The organism is Leptospira gomenensis, assembly GCF_004770155.1.
Classification (GTDB): Bacteria; Spirochaetota; Leptospiria; order Leptospirales; family Leptospiraceae; genus Leptospira; species Leptospira gomenensis.
Genome location: NZ_RQFA01000072.1, coordinates 56,657 through 77,464, shown reverse-complemented (window position 1 = coordinate 77,464; position 20,808 = coordinate 56,657). Strand labels below are relative to the sequence as shown.

At 47.4% G+C, this 20,808-nt stretch carries 17 protein-coding genes; 8 read left to right on the top strand and 9 right to left on the bottom strand.

Annotated elements, in window-relative coordinates:
• Nucleotides 1-34 precede the first annotated feature (34 nt).
• The 4 genes from EHQ17_RS15965 (at nt 35) to EHQ17_RS15950 (ending at nt 5,166) form a co-directional block, all read left to right on the top strand.
• Nucleotides 35-625 carry a hypothetical protein gene (locus tag EHQ17_RS15965; RefSeq protein WP_135591647.1) on the top strand — a complete coding sequence of 197 codons (591 nt, stop codon included), beginning with the start codon at nt 35-37 and terminating at the stop codon, nt 623-625.
• A complete protein-coding gene (locus EHQ17_RS15960; RefSeq protein ID WP_135591649.1) occupies nt 622-1,959 on the top strand; it encodes a peptidoglycan recognition protein family protein in 1,338 nt (445 codons plus the stop codon). Before EHQ17_RS15965 ends, EHQ17_RS15960 begins: the two co-directional genes overlap by 4 nt.
• Before the next feature lie 324 nt (nt 1,960-2,283).
• On the top strand, nt 2,284-4,653 hold the full coding sequence (amt, locus tag EHQ17_RS15955) for an ammonium transporter (protein ID WP_135591651.1): 2,370 nt from the start codon (nt 2,284-2,286) through the stop codon (nt 4,651-4,653).
• Between the two features lie 33 nt (nt 4,654-4,686).
• On the top strand, nt 4,687-5,166 hold the full coding sequence (locus tag EHQ17_RS15950) for a hypothetical protein (protein ID WP_135591653.1): 480 nt from the start codon (nt 4,687-4,689) through the stop codon (nt 5,164-5,166).
• Nucleotides 5,167-5,507: 341 nt separating this feature from the next.
• Here the strand turns inward: EHQ17_RS15950 and EHQ17_RS15945 are convergent, their stop codons facing one another.
• The 3 genes from EHQ17_RS15945 to lon all read right to left on the bottom strand — a co-directional run bounded on the left by EHQ17_RS15945 (nt 5,508) and on the right by lon (nt 9,848).
• A complete protein-coding gene (locus EHQ17_RS15945) occupies nt 5,508-5,990 on the bottom strand; it encodes a Dps family protein (RefSeq protein ID WP_135591655.1) in 483 nt (160 codons plus the stop codon).
• 97 nt (nt 5,991-6,087) lie between these two features.
• Nucleotides 6,088-7,212, bottom strand: coding sequence for a DegT/DnrJ/EryC1/StrS aminotransferase family protein (locus EHQ17_RS15940; protein ID WP_135591657.1), 1,125 nt, complete (start codon nt 7,210-7,212; stop codon nt 6,088-6,090).
• Nucleotides 7,213-7,289: 77 nt separating this feature from the next.
• The gene (gene lon / locus EHQ17_RS15935) at nt 7,290-9,848 is read right to left on the bottom strand and encodes an endopeptidase La (RefSeq protein ID WP_246057589.1); all 2,559 of its coding nucleotides are present in this window, start codon (nt 9,846-9,848) and stop codon (nt 7,290-7,292) included.
• A 245-nt stretch (nt 9,849-10,093) separates the two neighbouring features.
• Between lon and EHQ17_RS15930 the strand changes: the two genes are divergently transcribed.
• Nucleotides 10,094-11,542 (top strand): pectin acetylesterase-family hydrolase, encoded by a 1,449-nt coding sequence (locus EHQ17_RS15930; RefSeq protein ID WP_135591659.1) that lies wholly within the window; start codon nt 10,094-10,096, stop codon nt 11,540-11,542.
• Nucleotides 11,543-11,792: 250 nt separating this feature from the next.
• Here the strand turns inward: EHQ17_RS15930 and EHQ17_RS15925 are convergent, their stop codons facing one another.
• Nucleotides 11,793-13,265 (bottom strand): hypothetical protein, encoded by a 1,473-nt coding sequence (locus EHQ17_RS15925; RefSeq protein WP_246057588.1) that lies wholly within the window; start codon nt 13,263-13,265, stop codon nt 11,793-11,795.
• Between the two features lie 347 nt (nt 13,266-13,612).
• Between EHQ17_RS15925 and EHQ17_RS15920 the strand changes: the two genes are divergently transcribed.
• Nucleotides 13,613-14,209 (top strand): beta-class carbonic anhydrase, encoded by a 597-nt coding sequence (locus EHQ17_RS15920; RefSeq protein ID WP_135591661.1) that lies wholly within the window; start codon nt 13,613-13,615, stop codon nt 14,207-14,209.
• Between the two features lie 80 nt (nt 14,210-14,289).
• On the opposite strand, the gene EHQ17_RS15915 is transcribed toward EHQ17_RS15920, so the two are convergent.
• Nucleotides 14,290-15,321 (bottom strand): zinc-binding dehydrogenase, encoded by a 1,032-nt coding sequence (locus EHQ17_RS15915; protein ID WP_135591768.1) that lies wholly within the window; start codon nt 15,319-15,321, stop codon nt 14,290-14,292.
• Between the two features lie 192 nt (nt 15,322-15,513).
• Between EHQ17_RS15915 and EHQ17_RS15910 the strand changes: the two genes are divergently transcribed.
• Nucleotides 15,514-16,092 (top strand): PaaI family thioesterase, encoded by a 579-nt coding sequence (locus EHQ17_RS15910; RefSeq protein WP_135591663.1) that lies wholly within the window; start codon nt 15,514-15,516, stop codon nt 16,090-16,092.
• Here EHQ17_RS15910 and EHQ17_RS15905 read toward each other — a convergent pair.
• Nucleotides 16,089-16,724 carry a TetR/AcrR family transcriptional regulator gene (locus tag EHQ17_RS15905; protein ID WP_135591665.1) on the bottom strand — a complete coding sequence of 212 codons (636 nt, stop codon included), beginning with the start codon at nt 16,722-16,724 and terminating at the stop codon, nt 16,089-16,091. The genes EHQ17_RS15910 and EHQ17_RS15905 overlap by 4 nt on opposite strands.
• Nucleotides 16,725-16,827: 103 nt before the next feature.
• Here EHQ17_RS15905 and EHQ17_RS15900 point away from each other — a divergent pair, with 103 nt between their 5' ends.
• Entirely contained in the window at nt 16,828-17,298 is a 471-nt protein-coding gene (locus EHQ17_RS15900) for a nuclear transport factor 2 family protein (protein ID WP_135591667.1), read from the top strand.
• Nucleotides 17,299-17,370: 72 nt separating this feature from the next.
• Here the strand turns inward: EHQ17_RS15900 and EHQ17_RS15895 are convergent, their stop codons facing one another.
• From EHQ17_RS15895 to EHQ17_RS15885, 3 genes are all read right to left on the bottom strand, one after another.
• Entirely contained in the window at nt 17,371-17,691 is a 321-nt protein-coding gene (locus tag EHQ17_RS15895) for a DMT family transporter (RefSeq protein ID WP_135591669.1), read from the bottom strand.
• Between the two features lie 128 nt (nt 17,692-17,819).
• Complete coding sequence (locus EHQ17_RS15890) at nt 17,820-19,937, bottom strand: sensor histidine kinase (protein ID WP_135591671.1); 2,118 nt, start codon at nt 19,935-19,937, stop codon at nt 17,820-17,822.
• Nucleotides 19,938-20,075: 138 nt separating this feature from the next.
• Nucleotides 20,076-20,807 (bottom strand): histidine phosphatase family protein, encoded by a 732-nt coding sequence (locus EHQ17_RS15885; protein WP_135591673.1) that lies wholly within the window; start codon nt 20,805-20,807, stop codon nt 20,076-20,078.
• Nucleotide 20,808: the final 1 nt, after the last annotated feature.

The window sequence follows — 20,808 nt, the reverse complement described above, 5'->3', positions numbered from 1 at the left end:
ACAGGCGCGCGCCTGGATTCTGTCATGAATCCGAATGGCAATTCGAATCCTTTTCTATTCGTTTTTCGTTTCGATTGCGATTTTTACGGGAATCGCATTTTGGGCGCCGGACTTTCTACAATGGGAAACCCTGGAATGGATCTACGGGAAACGGACTTTTTTTCTTTTTACGTTCATATTCCTCGTTTCCGTTTTCCTGATCTACGTCATCTACAGAAAGGCTCGAAAAGGAGTCCATCATTCCAAATCGAAGACGGAACTTCATCTCCGGGAATCGCTCGACGAGATCGTCCAAGACAACCAATCCCTGTTTTCCTTTTTAAAAGCCGCGACGGACGACCTCGAAAAACGACTCGAATCCAAAAAGCGGGAGTTCCCACCCGAATATTTTTCGGCTTGTTCCGCGGAATTCGTCAAACTAACGCGGGAATTCGATTCGTCGTCGGAAATTTTCCGGGACATTCCGCTCGCACCCGAAGAGGACGACCCGAAATCCAAAAAGGAAAGAAATTTTAGAATTTTTGAATATTCAGATTTAATAAATCGTCATCGGAAACTTTCCAAGTCCCTCGAAAAACTCAGAGAGGACGTATCTCGTCTCAGGGAAAAGGTGAACGGCAGATGAAATTTCCTTCCGTAGAAGCGTTTTTATTGGGCGTCTTTTTAACCGGTTGCGCCACCTCTCCTCCGATCCAAGGGACTTCTCTTTCCGACAAAAACGGAATCCTTCCGTTCGGCGCCTTGGGGATCGGCGCGGATTCCTTGGACTCGGTGGGTAAAAGAAGGTGGGGATTTCGGGTAAAATCGATTCTTCTTCATCACACCGCCGGTCTCAAAGCGGGGGAATATTTGGAAAAGAGTCGGGCCGCGGGTTGGATGGTCCACTTTATCGTGTCGGAAAACGGCGTCGTTTACGGAGTGGAAGAACCTTCCAAAATCCTCTACAAAGCGGCTCCCGGAATGGATGAACATAGTATTCATATCGCTTGGGAAGGGAACGGAGAAGCGGCCGTAAAAAACGAGGGGCAACTGAACTCCCTCGCCGATTTGATCGGCAACTTGGGAAAAGAACATTCGATTCCATTCAATAATTATGATATTGCCGGCGGAAAGGGAATTTTCACCCATACGCAGAGTAAAAAGAAATTCGGCCGATTTTTGGATACGACGGAATGTGGAGGCGAAAAAACCCTCGCCGCGATTTTGGAAAAACTGCGAGGCAGGTTTCATCCCGAGACGGAGTGGAAGGATCGTTTTCATCCGGGTTGGGTTTTGAGAAAGGAAAAGTTTACGGATTCCGCCGGAAAAAAAATAAACCCCGTTTTCAGTCACGGTCGCGGAATCTCCCCTTCCCCAACGATCGACTTAATTTCGGTCGAAAAAACTTCCGAGGGAAAAGCTCCGGAGGATCGAAGGCTTCGTTACAATCATCGCGGAGTGATTCGTCCCGATTGTATCGTGTTACACTACACCGCGATTCCGGATTATCAAAAGACGATAGAAATATTAGAAAAACGGAATTTATCCGCCACCTTTCTTGCGGACAAAGACGGGAAAATCTATCAACTTTTGGATTCCATCCTGGACACGGCCGCAGCGGCCACGGGTACGAACGCGAACTGCTTTCAGGTGGAAATCGTGGGTAAGGACACCGAAATGTTGTTGTCCAATCGAGAACAAACGGAAGCGGTCGTACGACTTGTCAAAGAACTTTCGGAAAGGTTCAAAATACCGTTGAACAACGAAAAGGTGGAATCGTTAAGAGGAGTTTATTCCCATACGCAGGCGAAAAAAAAATGGGGCGGTTCGATCCATTTGGACGGCAAGGATTTCGATCCGGGAGAACCGTATATGAAAACCGTTTTGGAAGCGGTCGGCGGAGCGTATTATCCGGAAGAATCTTGGTATGAACGTCTCAGCGGCGAATGGATTTTGCTCTTCACTCCGTTTCAGCCCTAAAAAACCCGCTCGGGTCCGCTCTTGACACGGTCGCAACAATTCTTAGAAACCGTTTCTCTACAGTAAATATCGACTTATAAAATGCAATTTCGCATGACGTATATATTGTTCGAAAAAGTACAAAAAAATCCTGAGTTACCAATAAATCATTGATTACAAAGAAGTGTAATTACTTTCCATAGTAGAAGCGCATTTTCAACGTTCGACGATCTTCATTGGACGATGCACTTTTTGAATCGGATAAAAAAGCCGTTTTCAAGTAAGAATCCGTTCGCCGAATGCTTTCGGATTCGAAACCCACGACGGCCAAGCGGTTAGAATCAGATGAAAACAAACGTGCTCCAACGTTCCCGAAAGTTTTTCGGGATTTTACTTTTTTTATTTTCGGGAATTACTTCCTTCGCAGTTGCGGACGATCTGAGTCCCGCGCAAGAATTATCAAAGACGGTCGATCCGATCTGGTTGATCGTTTGTTCCGCTCTCGTGTTTTTTATGCAGGCCGGCTTTTTGATGTTGGAGACGGGACTTTCCCGCTTAAAAAATACGATCAATGTCGCGGTTAAAAATCTGATGGATTATATCGTCGGGACCGTCGCGTTCTTCAGCGTCGGCTTCGGATTGATGTTCGGACTTTCGGAACAGGGATGGATCGGTAAAAATCTTTTTTTTCTGGAAGGTCTGAAATCAGGTCGGGAATTTTCGTTTTTTCTTTTTCAAGTGGCGTTTATGGGAACCGCGGCGACGATCGTTTCCGGAGCAGTCGCGGAACGCATTAAGTTTTCTGCATATTTGATCGTTTCGGTCGTAATTTCGCTTATCATTTATCCTATTTTCGGTCACTGGACCTGGGGCGGAGGATGGATCGCAAAACAAGGGTTTGTCGATTTCGCGGGATCGACCGTAGTCCATTCCCTCGGCGGATGGATTTCTCTCGCGGGTGTCATCATACTCGGCGCTCGAAAGGACAAATTCAAAGAGGACGGAAGTCCGAGAAAAATCCAAGGCCACAATCTAACTTTTTCCGTATTGGGAGTATTTATCCTTTGGTTTGGGTGGTTCGGATTCAACGGAGGAAGCGCGCTTTCGTTCACGGATTCCGTTCCCCTGATAATCCTTAACACCAGTTTGGCGGGAAGTGCCGGAGGAATGCTCGCCATTTCCGTATCCTGGTTGATCTACCGGATCGCATCCGTGGAAGAATGTATGAACGGAGTTTTGGGAGGACTCGTGGCGGTAACCGCGGGCTGCAACGAAATATCTCCCGCAGCTTCGCTTTTTGTGGGAGCCTGCGCGGGAATCACCGTAGTCATTTCCTCTCTCGTGCTGGAGAAGGTCTTCAAATTAGACGACGTAGTCGGAGCCTTTCCTGTCCACGGCGTCTGCGGAATCTTAGGAACGATTCTTCTTCCTATTCTATCAGCTAATCATAATATTCAAATATTGCCTCAGCTATTGGGTGTGGTTTCCTGCGCCGTCTGGGCGTTCGGCCTGGGACTGATTCTGTTTTGGGCGTTGAAGATAACGATCGGGATCCGGGTCAACGAGGAGTTCGAGGAAAAAGGTTTGAACGTAGCGGAACACGGAGCGGGATCCAGTTGGATCGACCTGATCCATTCCCTCAAGGATCTTTCCAAAGGTGGAGGAGATCTTACCAGAAAAATCCACGTCGATCACGGAACCGAAGCGGGCGCCATCGCCTTTTTGATGAATCAGTATCTCGGAAACTTAGGAGAGATGATTTATACGATCAAACAAAAATCCGGCGAATTAGAGAATTCCGCCTCCGAAATATCCGCCGCATGGGGAAACATGAGCCACGGAATCCAGGAACAAGCCGCCAGCCTCGAAGAAGTGACGGCTATTTTCGATTCGTTTCGGGATTCGTTTCGGCAGATCTCATCTTCGGCAACGGAACAAAAGGAGATCGAACGAGGAGCACACAAATTGTTAAACGAATTGGTGACTGGCTTTCAAAAATTCGATTCGGATCTCAAACTCGGATCGGAACGCTCCCGCGAATCGGTGAACAAAATAGATCGAAGCAGAAAAGAATTGGATCATTTGGAATCGGACATCAACGATATCGGAGATTCCGCGAAAAAAGTGGAAAGTCTCGTAAAACTTTTGAACGACATCTCCGTTAAACTCGGAATGTTGTCGATCAACGCCTCGATCGAAGCCGCACGTTCCGGAGAATCGGGAAAAGGTTTCGGAGTCGTGGCGGAAGAGATCAGCAAACTATCCTCGGGCACGCAGGACAGCACGAAAAAAGCAGCAGAAATTCTAGGGGAAATACAAAGCTCCGTCTTACGCGGAAAACAAACCGTATTCGGAACGGTCGAGTTTTTTAAAACTCTAACGGACGAATTTAAAAGTCTCGCACAGACTCAGATAGAGATACGAAACAACGGCGCGCGATACTCGGACATGATCCGAAATCTGGATCTTCTCAATACTTCCATGATTGAACGAAGCGACATCATCATGCAAAATATGGAACAACGTTTCTCCGAAATCAAAGGCCTCTACGAATCTGTGGAATTCATCAGCGGCGCTTTCCACGAAATTTCAGCACAATCGGAGGAGTTAAGCGCCACGGGAGAATTCCTAAAACAACTCTCTTCCATCCTCAATTCTTTGGTGCGTAACTTCCGCGTTGAAAAGGAAATATCGCGGGAACTGATCGCGAATTAGGAAAATTTTAAGACCGGAGTATTTAATAATATTATGGAATACAAATATTATTCGGATGCAAAAACACAAAGGCGAAACTACCTATTCGGCTACTACAACCGCCCGTATCTATGGTTTCAGCGTAGATTTACCGGACCATTGTTGATCGCACTTTCCGCCGCCGAGTTTTATCTCGCCTCGGAGACCAACGGCTTTGTATTGGCTTTGTTTTTCGGAATATTCGGAATTTTTTATACTCTTCGTCCCTTTATTGCGTTAAAAAGAATCAAATTCGAGAGCGGAGGAGGAATCGTCTCCGTAGCGGAGGATACGATTTCGATATCGGACGAAAGCGGAAATTTTACGATCAAAGCCCAGGAACTTCTCAAAATCATCCCGAAAAAGAATTACGTTTTCCTAAAGGTCCGTCTAAGAACGGTTCTCTATTTTCTCGTCGATTTAAACTCCCTGGAGAACGCGGACGCGTTTTTGAAAGAAATAAAGTCGAGATATCCGGATAAATTTATCGGCTAACGTTTGTTTGGCGGATCGAGGTCCACGAAGTGGAAAAACCGCATCCGGCCCGTTTCCTACTTCCGGAATCGGAAAGCCCCGGCTCTAACTCAGAAGTGGAGAATGTCCCCTAAGAATACGGGCTTTTCGCCAATTCCTTCCGTATCGGAAAACGGCCGAGTATTCAGAAAATATACATTAGTATTTAGGAATGTCGTGCGATATCGATCAGCGATCCGGCCACAGAAAACGGAACGTCGTTTCACGGCCTTCCCGTTCCATAGGAGAACCGCCGCACTTCTTAAATTCGAACTCTTCCTCCGAAGGAAAATTCATTCCTAAAGCCGCGACGGCGCCCGAAATCAGACGTTTTTCACTTCGAGCATACTCCGCAACATCCACGCCGTTTTTTCGTGAACTTCCAATCTTTGGGTAAGAAGATCGAGCGTCACCTCGTCTCCTCCCGCGTCCGCCGCGGGCAACAGGGAACGCGCGGTTTTGATGACGGTTTCATGACCGCTCACCAAATGACGCAACATATCCTCCGCGTTCGGAACGCCGCCTTCTTCGTGGATGGAAGTCAACTTTCCGAGTTGCCCGGAGGAAATCGGAGCGAAAAAACCCAAAGACCGGATCCGTTCCGCGATCAAGTCGATGGAAAGCCATAGTTCATTGTATTGGGTTTGAAACATCAGATGAAGCGTGTTGAATAGCGGACCGGTCACGTTCCAATGATAACTGTGGGTTTTAAAATAAAGAGTATAAGTATCGGCCAAAAGTTTCTGTAAACCTGCGTTGATCGTGTCCCTGTTTTTTTCGGATATTCCTATGTCTATTTCCATGATTAAATCCCCCTTCTTAAATATTAGACCAAAGACAAGTGCAACACAAGAAAAAACTTATGGAAGTCAGAACGAACGTTCCACCCCTTAACTCATAGAATCATTTTTTTCCGGAATAGAACCCTCGGATCGCGCTAAAAACTTCCTCCAACTCCTCGTCTTTCATATAAGGAAACAGAGGATAATTGAGAACGGAAGCGCAGATCCTGCCCGTCGTATGTTTATCGCCGAATTTTCCCTTGATATAAGGTTTGGCTCCGGGTTGATCGCTCATCGCTCCCGGATAAATGTTTCCGAAACCGATTCCTTTTTCCTTAAGCGTCTCTTGGATATTCGGCCTTTCCTCCGGAGTGGAAAGAGTTACGTTACAATAACCGTTCTCTTCGTAATCTTTCGGAGGTCTTATCACGTTCACTCCGAGGTTTGGGAGTACTTCATAATATTTTTGTGCACTCGCGCGTCGCGATTTCAATCTTGCATCGAGGTGTTTGAGGTTGATGTTTAAAAACGCGGCCTGTAACGTATCGAGCCTGGAATTCCAACCTACGTCTCCGTACGCGTAATGCGAAATTCTGCCGTGATTGGACAACATTCTCACTTTGTTCGCCAATTCCTCGTCGTTTGTAAAAAGCGCTCCTCCGTCACCGGCTCCGCCTAAAACCTTCGCGGGATAAAAGGAGGTGGTGCTGATAAGCGCGTCCTTGTAGATCGATACTCCTTTGTATTTCACTCCGAAACACTGAGCCCCGTCCTCCAAAAGTGGGATTCCCTTGGAATTACATAACTTACGAAAGTCCTCGATCCGGGCCGAACCCCAACCGTAAAGATGTACGATGATCGCCGCCTTCGGTTTAACGCGATCGACCGCTTTTTCGAATTCGGAAAAATCCATCTGAAGATCGTCCGGATCCGTGTCCACGGTATAGGGATCCGCTCCCACGTTGACTACGGATTCGAACGTCGCCCAGAACGTGGAATCCGGAAGCAGAACCGCGTCTCCCTTTCCTACTCCGAGCGCGCGCAGAGCCAACTGAAGAGCGTCCGTACCGTTCGCGCACGCGACGGAATATTTCGTTTGTGCGTAAGAAGCGAGACTCTTTTCCAACTGGGAAACTTCCTCTCCTCCGATAAAGCTCGCGTTTTTACTGAGAACTTTCACTTTTTCTTCCCATTCTTCCAGCAATCCCGGCTCGAATCTCTTGATATCAATAAATGGAACGCCCATTCGGCTCTCCTGCATATGTTTAAATTTAAGAATATTCTAAAATACTTACTTACTTTTTTTCGGAAAAGTTTCCCTACCTATCGTTTCCGACTACGCTCCGATTTTCCCGCGGAATCGGATCCTGCCTTTCGGGGCGACCTTCCGCCTTTCCTTTTTGCGGAGATCCCCGCTTTTTTCGGTACGGCTTTTCCTATCGCCTTTTTCGGAACCGATCCCTTCGTTTTTCCGGAAACTCCCTTTTTTTCGGAGAAGGAATCGATTCCCGTTTTCATCAGCGTCTTTTCGTCGAACATCAATTTGGCGACCTCCTCGAACCGGCTGACCGGAAAGAAGGACATCCCTTTTTTTACGTATTCTGGGATCTCCTCCAAATGTTGAAGGTTGTCCTTGGGATATACGATCTTATGGATTCCCACACGTTTTGCGGCCACGATTTTTTCACGAAGTCCGCCTATGGCAAGAACTTCTCCCGTTAAGGTCAATTCTCCCGTCATTCCGAAACCGGGTTTCACCTTCGTATCGAGGGCGAGGGAAAGGATCGCCGTCGCCATAGTGATTCCAGCGGAAGGGCCGTCTTTGGGCGTAGCTCCGTCTGGAACGTGAAGATGAACCGTACGATCCGCGAAAAGAGTCTCATTATTTAATAAATTTCTAATATAACTCAGCGCGATGCTCGAGGATTCCTCCATCGTCTTACCGATCATTCCGGTGAGGAGAATTCCTCCCTTACCTTTTACGAACACCGCTTCGATCAGAAGAGTCGCTCCTCCTACGGAAGTCCACGCCAGACCAAGAGCGGTTCCGGGCACGGTGGCGCGCACCATACGTTCGTCCGTAAATTTAGGAACTCCCAAAAACTGTTCCAGATCCTTGTCCCGGATGATTTTTGGGAAGGGATTTTTTTTCACGATGCGAAGCGCGATCTTTCGGACGAGTTTATCCGTCATCTTCTCCAGACCTCGCACCCCGGATTCGCGGGAATAGGAATCGATGAGTGCTACCAATGCTTTTTTGTCGAATTCGATTCCGTACGACGCGACTCCGTTTTTTTGAAGTACCTTCTTCCAAAGATATTTCTGAAAGATCTGCACTTTTTCGTCCGTGATATATCCGGAAAGATTGATCACTTCCATTCGATCCATAAGGATCCTCGAAATGGAATCCAACGTGTTCGCGGTGGCGATGAAAAACACATTCGAAATATCGAATGGAAGATCGAGATAGTGATCTCGAAAATTCCTGTTCTGTTCCGGATCGAGAACCTCCAAAAGTGCGGAAGACGGATCGCCTTGGATTCCCACGGCGAGTTTGTCGATTTCATCCAAAAGGATGACCGGATCCCGTTCCTTCGTGATTCGAAGCGCGGTTACGATTTTTCCCGGCATGGATCCGATGTACGTCCTTCGGTGACCTTTGATTTCCGCCTCGTCTCGCATTCCTCCCAAGGAAAACCGGAAGAACTTTCTTCCCATCGCTTCCGCGATCGATTTCGCGATCGAGGTTTTACCCACGCCCGGAGGACCGACTAACAGCAGTATGGTGCCTTTTTCGTCCGACTTCAGTTTTTTTACGGCGAGAAATTCCAGGATTCTATCCTTTACGTCGTCGAGTTTGTAGTGATCTCGATCCAAGGTACGTTTGGCCTTGTCCAGATCGATGTCCCGATGAGGTGCAGGTTCCCAGGGAAGCGATTCGAGAATATCGAGATAATTCCGGATGACGTTGTAGTCTCCGGTGTTCGGATCCGCATACGAGAACTTATCCAACTCCCTCGCCACTTCTTCGATCACTTCCGGATCCGCGTTCAGCGATTTGAGACGTTCCAAAAACTTCTCGTATTTTTTTTCGAACTTATCGTCCTTGATTCCCAGTTCGTTTTGAATGGCCTTGAGTTGTTCGCGAAGAAAAAACTGTCTTTGTTGTTTGTCGATTTTGTCCTGGATCTGATCGGAGATTTCTCGTTGGATGGAAACGAGTTCGATCTCCTTTTTCAGAAACAAAAGCACCTTTTCGATGCGCTCCTTGAGAACGGTTGACTCTATTACGGATTGATAATCTTCTTTTTCTAGGTTGAGAATGGAACACACGAAATCGGCCATCTTCCCGGGCTCGTTCACGTTGAGCATCGTCAACTTCATTTCTTCGGTAAAAAGCGGATTATTCTGTGCGAGTTCGCGCGTCATCACGAGAAGGGTCCGCATCATCGCCTTAATCGTGTTCTTCGGAGCGCCGCCTTCCTCTTCCGGATAATTCACGCGGGCGATCAACGGATCCACGCTGGAGTAGGAATTGATCTTAAAACGTCGAACGGTGTTGATGAGTATGTTCACCGCTCCGTCGGGAAGATTGACTTTTTTTAATATTTTAGCGACTACGCCGTACTGATAGATGTTTTCGGACGTTTCTTTTTCGTTCTCTTCGTCCTTCAAAAGAACGAGTCCTAAAAAGGAATTTCCCTTGAGCGATTCTTCGACCGCCTTGGCGAATTTACCGCTCGGAACGATGAGCGGTGTGATGATTCCTGGAAAAACGGGTCTGGATTTGATGGGAATTAAAAATAACTCGGGCGGTAGAATCGAGTCCAGCGGGATAATCGGATTCTCGTCGATTCCGGAAAGATCCTCTATAGGTTCCAAACTCCCTCCTCTCTCAAAACGGTTTTTGGGAATACGAATTTTGTCCAGGTTCCCACGGAGGAAGGGATTCTCAAATACAATCCGATCGCTTTCTTCGCGAAAATCGTTCGAAAAGGAAGAAAATGAGTCGGAGGATACACAACGAAGACGCTCCTTTTTTGAGGTATCGGTTGACTTTCCGATGTATCAAACGTATAATTGCCCCGTTTTATACAAAGATTCGAACAGAGCAGAGAGGGCTTGTCATGAAACGATGGTTTTTCTGGTGTATTACGGTTTGTTTTCTTTTTTCCTTCTTGGATTGTAAAAAGAAGGAAGACGATCTCGACCAAACGATCTTAGGTTTGGTCGTCGCGGATTTTTTATCCAGTCCGTATGAGAAGATCACTCCGGAAGCGGGAACGATTACCGTCGCCGGCGCCGCTTACAACAATCGCGCGTATTCTCCGTCTTGTACGGGAATCGAAGGAAATACTACCTTCTCCTTGTATCGAAAGAGAGTGGCCGCTTCCAATAAAAAACTTTTGATCAACTTCATGGGAGGCGGCGCTTGTTGGAGCGGTTACAATTGTTTCGGCGACAATACGACCACTTATTTCGACATGCTCAATGCTGTTCCGGATCAGTTCGTAAAGATCGCATTTCAGGGTGTGATGAACGCCGGAAACGCCTCCAATCCGTTCAAAGACTACGACGTGGTTTTTATTCCGTATTGCACAGGAGATCTCCATATCGGTTCGAAGGATACGACCTACGTAAATCCGAATACCGGCTCGAACGTCGTCATCAAACATCATGGATACGATAACGTATTGGCGACGATGAAATTCATTCAGTCGGAATATCCCGGTGTCGAAACGGTTTTTGTCACCGGACAAAGCGCGGGCGGTTACGGTGCACTTTTGAATTATCCGATCGTTCGGGAAACCGTAACCGGTTTAAACGGCGGCGTTCGGGTAAATATGCTTTCGGACGCTTCCAACGGAATCGTGACGAACGGATTTTTTGCGAATTTGGATACACAATGGGGTGCGGATCCGAATATCCCCGCCTGGGTCGGAACTCTGGGACCTGGATATCTTGCGGGAACTCCATCGATCACGGACTACTTCACCCAAGTTGCGAACGAATACGCCGGCGCCGGTGATAAATTGGGACAATATACGGCTTTGTTCGACGGAAATCAGAGATTCTTTTACAAGGTGATGAATATCATCGACGCTGCTCCGACATACACGGACACGAAAACGCCGGATCCGTATGATTCTTCCAAATCCTATTCGACCTTGTTTGGAGATTCGGACGGAAGTGCGATTCCCGACGGAACTCCCGCTTCGATCGACGGCTCTTCCTGCGGTTGGTCGGAACAAGCCGTTACTTCTATGGTTACGATCGAGGCCGCTGCCCCGAATTACGCGTATTATATCGCTCCCGGTGACGTTCATACGATTACTACGTCGGAAAAGATGTATGACGTGAACTCCGGCGGAACAAACTTCGTTACCTGGTTGACGACCCTCGCTTCGGGCACACTTCCGGCGAACACAAAGTGTAACGCGAACGGTGGAAACTGTGCGAATTCCAACTTGATTCAGAGTAAAATCAATACGGCTCTGGGAGCGGCGACTTCCGACCAATCCTTTCCGTTGAATCGCAATTTGGTCACCGCCTGCGGAGCGTTCACGGATCTGTAGAGGATCCCGGAAAACGGGGAGTTCCTACGATTTTTTTGTTGTACGACAAAGTGTAGGATCTCCCTCATGGATTCTTCTTCCGAACGGGAAATATCTCGTTTTCCGAAACCGCCTTTTTCGACAAACCGGTATCAAATCCCAAATACCTCGCATCGACGCGGTAGTTCCCGCAGTTCCCCCCGAAAACGACGAAATCGCCGTTTCCTCCGGGAATTTTTTCCACCGGGGTGTTCCTACATTCTCGGAAAAACTAAATTTCTTTGAGAATCAAATCCACCGCACGGATAAAAACATTTCGAATATCCTCCCGCGCCTCCTCGGAAGGCAAAACCTTGTGATTCCAAATCTTCAGGCCGAATCGAATCAAAAAATTATCCAGAAATTCCGACTCCAAGTGGGTTCTTAGGAACGTCTTTCCGAGTTCCCGATTCCAAGAAAGAACGACCTTGGTTCCCTTATCCCCGTTTGCGCGGACGAGCGTATCGGTAAACTCACGAATGATGGATTCCAAATTCCCCGGAATCACGAAATCGATCGCCCAAGTCGGAATTACGTAAGAAAAACCGCCCGAGACGTCGAACGGATTCACCTTAAGAATCTTCAACGACAGAAAACCGTTGTCGGAAAAATTCACGAAAACACCCGACAAAAGTATTTCAGAATTTTCTAATAGAAGACCGTAAAGGTTCGCCTCCAGAGCGATTCGAATCTGAAAAGGAAACCGATTGAGAGAGGAAATCGCAAACGATTCTTCCGGAAATAAAGTCCCTTTGGAATCGTAAGGAAAAATTTTACCCTGTTTCGTGATAAATTTAAACGAAACGTCCGGTCTTTTGGAATCGAGTCGGAACTCCGCAAGAGTTCTGCCCTTCGGATTTTCGATCGTAACGTTTATCCAGCCTAGATATTTGATCGAATCGATATAATCGCCTAACTCCGCGTAGTCGTCCGAGAGGTTTTTAGAGAGAAAACCCTTGAAGTGGAACTTAGTAACCGCAACCTCTCCTCCGACTTTGCCCGTTTCCGAAAAAGTTAAAAGAGAATCCAAACCGAAGTAATAATTCAAAAATTTACCCAGATCCGGAAAGGATTTCGAAAAATCGTTTAGAACCTTTCTCGATTCGGGAGGGTTCACTTTTCTAAAGATCGCGGTAGCCGGCGCGTCTATCTTTTTCACGTTTTCAGAATCCAGATATTTAAGAAGGATCTCCAAAGCAGCTAACGCATGTTTGTTGGTAAAAGGACCGAGGTTGGTCGTCAGATCCAAATTGCCCGAATACGAATTTCCCCCGTAAAACGGTTTCGGATTGTGTTTGAGAAGAAAATCGGCGCTAAAATCCCCGAACGCCGGCGGAAAAGAATTCGATCGTTTCTCCTCCAACTTGACCGTATAACCTTCCCGGGAAAACGTTCCCCGATAAGCGATCCGATGAGTTCCGTCTTCCGACCTTTGAAGGAATTCCGACTGATACAATTTTTTCAGTTCGAACTTTTCCAGAGAGGTTTCGATGTATTTATGAAATTCGGACGCCCTTCCGTCGTACTGAATTTTTTTAGCGGCACCGCGCAAAAATCCGAAAAACTGCTTCGATATTTCCCGACCATCGTGCCCGATCGAGGCTGGGATGTCCTTGAGCGACAACGCTCCCGCTAAAGGAAACACGAGAAGAAGGGAGAATAAAATCGTTCCGAAAATTGCGGACCTGCACGTTCGATCTTTCACGAAAACCACCTTTGCGTAACAAACGATTGATAAGGAAGAAGAAACGTTTCCTAACTCATCGGAGTTCAGGCAAAAGGCAAGAGTTTTATAACGACCGCTACAACTTTGTCTCCCATTCTCCCCGAAAGAATCAACGATTGTACTGAAATTTAGGAGATCCTACAAATCTCCCGAAAGATCCGCGTAACAGTTCCTACACAACCTATACAAGAATACAATTCCTGTTACAAACTTCCAAAAACCAAGCCAAAATTCGCTACAATAACAGCGTCAAATTCAATTTAAAATTGATTAAATCCAATAAAACATAATAAATTCTATTATATTAAAACATGGAGACGACGCCTATGTCCACTTTGATCCGCGAAGTCGAATCTGCAAATGAGCAGTATTCAAACAGTTTTGGCAAGAAAGGAAATCTCGCCCTACCTCCCGCAAGAAGATTCGCAATCTTAACCTGTATGGATGCGCGATTGGATCCCGCAAAGTATGCAGGGCTTGCGGAAGGCGATGCACACGTCATCCGAAATGCGGGCGGTCGTGCTTCCGACGACGCGATCCGATCTTTAGTAATTTCTTATAAACTTCTCGGAACGAAGGAATGGTTCGTGATCCACCATACGGATTGTGGAATGGCCCTTTTTACCGACGCGATCCTCCGTCGTCTTTTGGCCAACAGTTTGGAAACGGCTCAACTCACGGAAGCTGGCTGGAAAGACGTCGGCAAAGGCCCCGGCTCCAAAGAAGCGGAGTTCATCGATTGGTTAACGTTTCCCGACGAGGTTTCCAGCGTAGTAGACGACGTAAAAAGAATCCGCAACCATCCGCTCGTTCCTAAAAACATACCGATCTACGGATACGTCTACGACGTCAAAACCGGAAAACTGATATCGGTTCCGGAAGCGACCGAAATCGGAAAAGCATTTGTGGAGGAATTCGCCTAACAGTAATTAGTTGCTATGCGCGGCGTATTTGCGCCGCGCGTCTTCGGTTCGACCAAAAACAAGAACCGATCTTTTATTCATTAAGGTTCTATAATAAACCGGATCGGATTTCCCTTTCTTTGGTCGAGGGCTTCCAGACAATCGTTCAACTCTTCCAGGGAGTGGTGGGATGTGATCGAGTGATTGAGATTGATCTTACCCTTAATATATAAATCCATCAACTCCGGAATCGCCCTACGATCCGAACCGTAGGAACCGTTCACCGAGATCATCTTTTCGATCAGAATGAAAGGGATCTGAAATTTTAAAGGTTGCCTACCGATTCCCACGAGCACGATCCTTCCACCCGGATTCATCGCACGCACCGATTCTTCGACGTTGGACATATAACCCGAAAAATCGGCGAGCAGGTCCACGCCCTTACTGATCTCCTTCAACGTTTTGCCCGGATTGCGGATATCCTTAAGATTGATCGTTTCGTCGGCTCCGTATTTGACGGCGTTTTCCAAAGGACCTTTGTCAACGTCTAAGGCGATCACCTTTCCGTTTGTCAAAGCCCTTGCGACCGCGACCGCGTGGATTCCCAAACCACCGCAACCGAAAATTGCGACCGTATCTCCGTCGCGGATATTTCCCCGATAACGAATCGCGTGATACGGAGTGGAAACCGCATCCGCCAAAATCGCACCTTGATCAAACGGAATCGCGTCCGGCAGAGCATACAAATAACGTTCTTCCACGACGTTGTATTCCGCGAAACTACCGTCCCGATCGAAACCGAAAACTCCCAACTCCTTGCATAAGTTTTCGTGTCCCGCCTTACAGTAGTTACACGCTCCGCAGGAAGTTCCGGCTGCGATAACCACTCTGTCCCCTTTTTTGAATTTGGCTACGTTATCGCCGACCTCTTCCACGATTCCGGACGATTCATGTCCCGGAATCCTCGGAAAATGTTTACACTTCAAGGTTCCATGAACGACGAGATGAACGTCCGACCCACAAATTCCGCAGGCTTTAATCCGTACCCGAACCTGATCCGGACGCAACGAAACGACTGCGACGTCTCTGATTTCCAACCTTCTTTTTCCCGATTCTAAAACTGCGGCCTTCATATTCGATTCTCCCTTTAGGAACGCGACGTACAGTAAGGAACCGATTCCGAGCGTCAAGGTGAATTGGTTCCCATAAGAATCGCACAAACGTATTCCCGAAAAAAAAACCGGACGTATCTCCGCGGAAGGATGTCGGTTTAGCACTTGAATCCCATCGATCGATTTTTTTCATGGAATAGAACGGAGAAAACGATGGAACCTGAAACGATCTTTCGAGAAATCAAAGCCAGCCAAAACGGACAGGACTGGCATCATAAAAATTGTTTCGGCTGCGGACCGGAAAATCCCAAAGGGATCCACGCAAGTTTTCCGTTTCACGAGGAAAGCGGCGAAGTACGTTTTCCGTTTAAAATCGAAAAGGCTTTCGAAGGCGCTCCTGGTTACGCCCACGGCGGAGTTCTTGCGACTCTTCTCGACGAAGCCCAGGGAGTTCTTTGTTTTCATCTCGGACATTTCGTGATGACGGATCAGCTTTATATGAGATATCACAAAGCGGTTCCTCTAGAGGAGGAGGTGGAAGTGAGATGTTGGGTCACGATGGTTCGACGTCGAAGACTGTACACCAAAGCTACCATACATCACAAAAAAACCGGCGAACTCCTCGTTTCTTCCAAAGCCCGCTGGTACGACATGTCCGAAAGGACGATGAGAAGAATGTTTCAGGGAACCGCTTTTCCTCTCGATACGCTCCTTCGCGTTTTAGAAGTGAATCAAAAACGTGGAAAGGAAATTAGAAAACGAATCAAATTAGAAAAATTGCAACTAGATTAAACGCGAACCTCTCCTTCTCCGCGTAAAGCGCGAAAAATTCGGCGGATCCATAACTCCAATCCGTCCAAACCGGGTTTTTTATGTTTGAGGAGCATTCTGAAATAAAGACCTCCGTACAATAAATCTATCAATCCCTCGATCTCCGAGTCGGTCGAATCGGGGAATTCTCCGTTGATCATCGCCCGTTTGATATAGTCGGCGGCGATTTTTCTTCTCGGCTTAAGATATTCGTCGCGAACCGCCTTCGCCAACTCCGGATCGTCCTGAGCAGCTCCGATGACCGATGATATTACGTTTCCGTAATCTCCCTGAAAAACACCGGCCAGCCCCTTCATCTGTTTCACAATCCCGTCTTCCAACGGAACCTCATCCGGAAAATCAAGATACGGACTAATCAGAGTCAGGATCGTATTCATCGCGAGGTTTGCCTTACTGGGCCACCGCCTATAGATCGTCGTCCTCGCGACGCCGGTTTTTTCGACTATGTCTTCGATGGAAAATCCGTAAAAACCTTTCGTCGCAAGAAGATCGAACGTCGCTTTCAAAATCGAATCCTCGTAATCGGAAGACCTAGGCCTCCCCCGAAGAACGGTCTTCGCCTTCGTTTTTTTAGAACCTTTCTTTTTAATCATAAACCACATTGAACGAAAAAAACTTGACGGTCAAGCCAATTACGATACTACTGGTTTCGATATACGAAACTATAAGTATCGTAATTTATCAAGGAGAATCGAAATGCGTATCGCACTTTCAACGCTGATACTTTCCGTGTTGTTCCCGTTCGTGTTGAATGGAGAAACGAAACACAACAATCCCATAGCGGTGGTAAACGGATTTTTTGCCGCTTTCGGAAAAGGTGATTTGGCCGCAGTAGTCGCGAGTTTTCACGAGAACGCCTCCATCATCGCGGTAAGAGACGTCGCCAGAAAAACGGGAGAACTCTACGGTTCCTATTCCGGCAAAAAAGGGGCTGAGGAATTCGTAACCAATCTCGGCAAAACGTTTGATACCAAGGAATTCGTCGTGGAAACCGTGATCGGAAACAAGAACGTCGTGTTCGCAAACGGACGTTTTAAACACGAACTCAAGTCAACGGGTAAAATCTATGAAAGCGACTGGGCTTTAAAATGTGTCATCAAAAACGACAAGATCATCGAATATCGTTTTTACGAGGACACATCCCGATTCGAAGCCGCAAATCGCTGATTGAGAAAAAACCGTCGTTTCCTTTCGGAGAGATCGACCTCCGGACGGGAACGATCGATCTCGATCTTCGGTTTACTCCGTAACGAGAAACTTAAGACCGAAAACGGAAAGGATCAGCGTGGACAGAAAAAATCCTCTCCAAAAATCGATCGGTTCTCCGTGTAATAAAATCCCGATGATTACCGTTCCGACCGCACCCAAACCGGTCCAAATCGCGTAAGCGGTTCCCATCGGAATCGTCTGAACGGCCTTGTTCAAAAAAACGAGACTCAAAACCGCGGAAACCGCAAACCCGGAAGTCCACATCGGTTTCGTAAAATTATCGGACAATTTTAAACAGGTGGTAAATCCGATCTCGAACAAGGAGGCAATCGCCAAATAAATCCAAGCCATAATTACATATTTCTAAACGCGAATTCGGTTTAAAGAATTATTCTTCTGATTAGGCTCCGTATTCGATAAAATTCTTAAATATAAGAATATAATAATATAATCAATAATAATGAACGAGCAACCACGTTTCAGGAAACGTGTTGTGTTTCCTCGCGGTCTCCGGCGGGTAAAGTGACGAAAAACGTGGTCCCTTGCTCCGAAGTCTGAAACGTGATCCTTCCGCTGTGATCCTCCACGATTCTTCTGCAAATGTCCAAACCCAAACCCGTTCCGGCCCCGGAAGGTTTGGTCGTAAAAAACGGTTCGAAAATTCTATCTCGGATCGAATCTTCGATTCCCGTTCCGCTGTCCTGGACGGCGATCTCCCACGAACGATCTTTTTGTTTGCAGGAGATTTTTATTCTGCCTTTATAGTTCATCGCGTAAAGTGCGTTCCCAATAAGATTGGTCCATACCTGAGTCAACGCCTCCGCGTTTCCCCAAACGAACGAAGAGTCAGGCATATCCCGAACGATCTCGACGTCCGTTTTATACTTGGAGTAATAAAGGGTTAAGACGGTCTCTAATTGTTTACGAACGTCCACCGGTGCCATCGCGGTTCCGCTCCGATCCTTGTAGGCGTATTCCTTCAACGCCTGAATTACGAGCGAAGCCCTTTCGGCTGCTTTCTCGATCGTAAGACTCGCACGTGCAAGACCGGAAAGTGAAAGCGCGTTTTGGGCTATCGGAAGCAGCTTCCGTTTGTCCTCAGCGGAAAGTGCGATTTCGGAAACCTCGTCCGATTCGAAACCCAGATCGGTCAATATATCGGCCAAACGCATCGACTCCGGCACGCCGACTTCGTTTAACAAAATAGAGATCCTTTTACGTTTGGCGCGTTCCTCTTTCGTATCGAAAAATTCTCGGGGAGAAATTCCTTTTTTAAAAAAACGCTCCCAAATCCTCTTTTCCTTTTCGCTAAAGCCGGAATAATCCCGCAAAAGATTTTCCCAGGAGTTGGACAATACCGAACGAATTCCTTCGTTGGAGGACACGATGGCGCCTAACGGAGTATTGAGTTCGTGCGCGATGCCCGCCACTAGTTGACCCAGTACCGCCATTTTTTCGGATCGTATGAGTTGTTTCTGTGCGCTTCTTAACTCGTCGATTGCCGTAAGAACCTGCTCGTTTTTAGTTACGAGATATCGGTTAACGGTTTGTAGTTCTCCGGTTCGTTTCGCGACGATTCCTTCCAGATCCTCGTTGATCAGTCGGATACGATGTTCCGTCTCCCTCATCTCGCTGACCAGAAACGTCTGACGGAAACTCGCGATCACGATCACGATCGCCGTTCCGGTCCAAGTGACGATCCGAACTCCTTCGGGGATTCCGGGTAACGTGGCGGCAAGAACGACCGTGACGGAACTCGCCACGACTTCGAACAACGGCAACAAACGAAGTATCGCCTCGAAACGATTTTCCCACAACGGATTCGTATTAAATTCGGGAAACCAGGTTAAGGTTCCGTATCCCAGGATCAGAGCGGCGACCGAAAAACCGGCGTTTAAGATCGTGCCGTCCGGAGGAATTTCGACGATAAAATGTGCGTTCCATAAAAGCCAACAAAGTCCGGTTCCTCCCATTCCCAATAGGAACACGAACCAGGAAAAGTCGGGTCGTAACTTCAACAAAGGAATCAACAAAATTCCCAACGCGGCGGCGGTCAAAAACGCGACCGGATGGTTGATCAACGGAAGCAACTGAAAAACGCCCACACCTTCCCTCTGCGGAAGATAAAAAGCCAGGGAAAAGGCGAGAATAGCCGTGACCAAACCGGCCGCATCCAACAAAGCAAAACGAATTCGCACTTTATTATATTCTATAACTATAATATAAAATCCGACCACGAAACAGGGAGGCACGAGAGGAAAAAGAAAATCGCTGGGAGTAGGAATGACGTAATAATCGAGATAAACCTGGATCGCCCAGGAAAGCTGACCGAGAGCGTTGAGAGTCAAACCGAGCGCAAACCAACGCCTAAAACGGCGGATCCCACCTTCCGCCGAAAAAAAACCGATCCAAGCGAGTGCGGCCGCGCAGACGTAAGAGATCGTCCAATGGATGTTGTCCAAAAGTCGATCCGTAATTTTATCCTCGAAACGATAGTTTCCGAAAAATGCGAGCGCCGTGAGGATCGAACCGATTCCAAGGATCCAAAGGCCGGACTTCGATAAGACTGGTTGCGATTGAGTTATCTGCTTTGACATCCGAAACTCTTAAACGACGAACAGTATAGACGTTAGACGAGGATCGCGTCGATCCATTTTCTCTACGGAAAAAAAGATAAAGGAAAATTCCTATTCTTTAAAAGAGAATGGAACGAGGAAACAAGTTAGGAAGCCCTTTCAAAAAAGGGTTCTGTCTTTTTTTTCGGGAAGATGCGGCACGGAGTTGATCGTAACGGGAACGTATTTTCCCCTCACGCGTCTAAAAACGCTCGTGGACGTGTTCCAAATCCAGGGCATCCAGGCGAAACCGTCCCCGCTCTGATTCAAAAGCGAATTCAAGACCACGGATATCGGCGTGCCCGAAGTGAATACGAACGTACGATCCTGTTCCACGGAGGAGAATAATACATTAGAAGAGTTGAATACTCTTTCCTCGAAACCGAGATACGTTTCTACCCCGTCCGGAGTTTCTTCTCCGGACTTCCAAAAACGGAGGATTTCCTCGGTAAGTTTATAAAACAAAGCCGCGGAACGGATTCCTCCTTTGGAGCGGATCGTACCGAATTGACGCAGACTTTTTTCGAACTCTGGTTTTTTCCCCGCGAGAAGTTTGGAATAGGAACTCCACAATTCCGGAGAGAATTCGTTCCATCCCGCATCGCGGATCGTCTTCGGTTCCGAAAGAATTTCCGAACCTTCCGAAGCAGAACGGATCCCGTCCCAAAAGGATTCCGCGGTTTCCCGATGCCTTCTCATCGTCCCGGTGACGATACGATCGGGAATTTCCGCGTTAGACGCCATGTATCTTCCCAACTCGAACGCTTGTCGTTTTCCGTGCGGAGTCAAACGGTCGTAATCGGTTCCCTGCGAATCCGCCTGCCCGTGACGTACGATGTAAACCGCGGACATG

Coding starts and splice junctions, on each gene's coding strand:
- EHQ17_RS15950 (WP_135591653.1), top strand. CDS start 4,687: ATGGAATACAAATATTATTCGGATGCAAAAACACAAAGGCGAAACTAC.
- EHQ17_RS15885 (WP_135591673.1), bottom strand. CDS start 20,807: ATGTCCGCGGTTTACATCGTACGTCACGGGCAGGCGGATTCGCAGGGA.
- EHQ17_RS15900 (WP_135591667.1), top strand. CDS start 16,828: ATGCGTATCGCACTTTCAACGCTGATACTTTCCGTGTTGTTCCCGTTC.
- EHQ17_RS15915 (WP_135591768.1), bottom strand. CDS start 15,321: ATGAAGGCCGCAGTTTTAGAATCGGGAAAAAGAAGGTTGGAAATCAGA.
- amt (WP_135591651.1), top strand. CDS start 2,284: ATGAAAACAAACGTGCTCCAACGTTCCCGAAAGTTTTTCGGGATTTTA.
- EHQ17_RS15890 (WP_135591671.1), bottom strand. CDS start 19,937: ATGTCAAAGCAGATAACTCAATCGCAACCAGTCTTATCGAAGTCCGGC.
- EHQ17_RS15910 (WP_135591663.1), top strand. CDS start 15,514: ATGGAACCTGAAACGATCTTTCGAGAAATCAAAGCCAGCCAAAACGGA.
- EHQ17_RS15895 (WP_135591669.1), bottom strand. CDS start 17,691: ATGGCTTGGATTTATTTGGCGATTGCCTCCTTGTTCGAGATCGGATTT.
- EHQ17_RS15930 (WP_135591659.1), top strand. CDS start 10,094: ATGAAACGATGGTTTTTCTGGTGTATTACGGTTTGTTTTCTTTTTTCC.
- EHQ17_RS15905 (WP_135591665.1), bottom strand. CDS start 16,724: ATGATTAAAAAGAAAGGTTCTAAAAAAACGAAGGCGAAGACCGTTCTT.
- EHQ17_RS15940 (WP_135591657.1), bottom strand. CDS start 7,212: ATGGGCGTTCCATTTATTGATATCAAGAGATTCGAGCCGGGATTGCTG.
- EHQ17_RS15965 (WP_135591647.1), top strand. CDS start 35: ATGGCAATTCGAATCCTTTTCTATTCGTTTTTCGTTTCGATTGCGATT.
- EHQ17_RS15920 (WP_135591661.1), top strand. CDS start 13,613: ATGTCCACTTTGATCCGCGAAGTCGAATCTGCAAATGAGCAGTATTCA.
- EHQ17_RS15960 (WP_135591649.1), top strand. CDS start 622: ATGAAATTTCCTTCCGTAGAAGCGTTTTTATTGGGCGTCTTTTTAACC.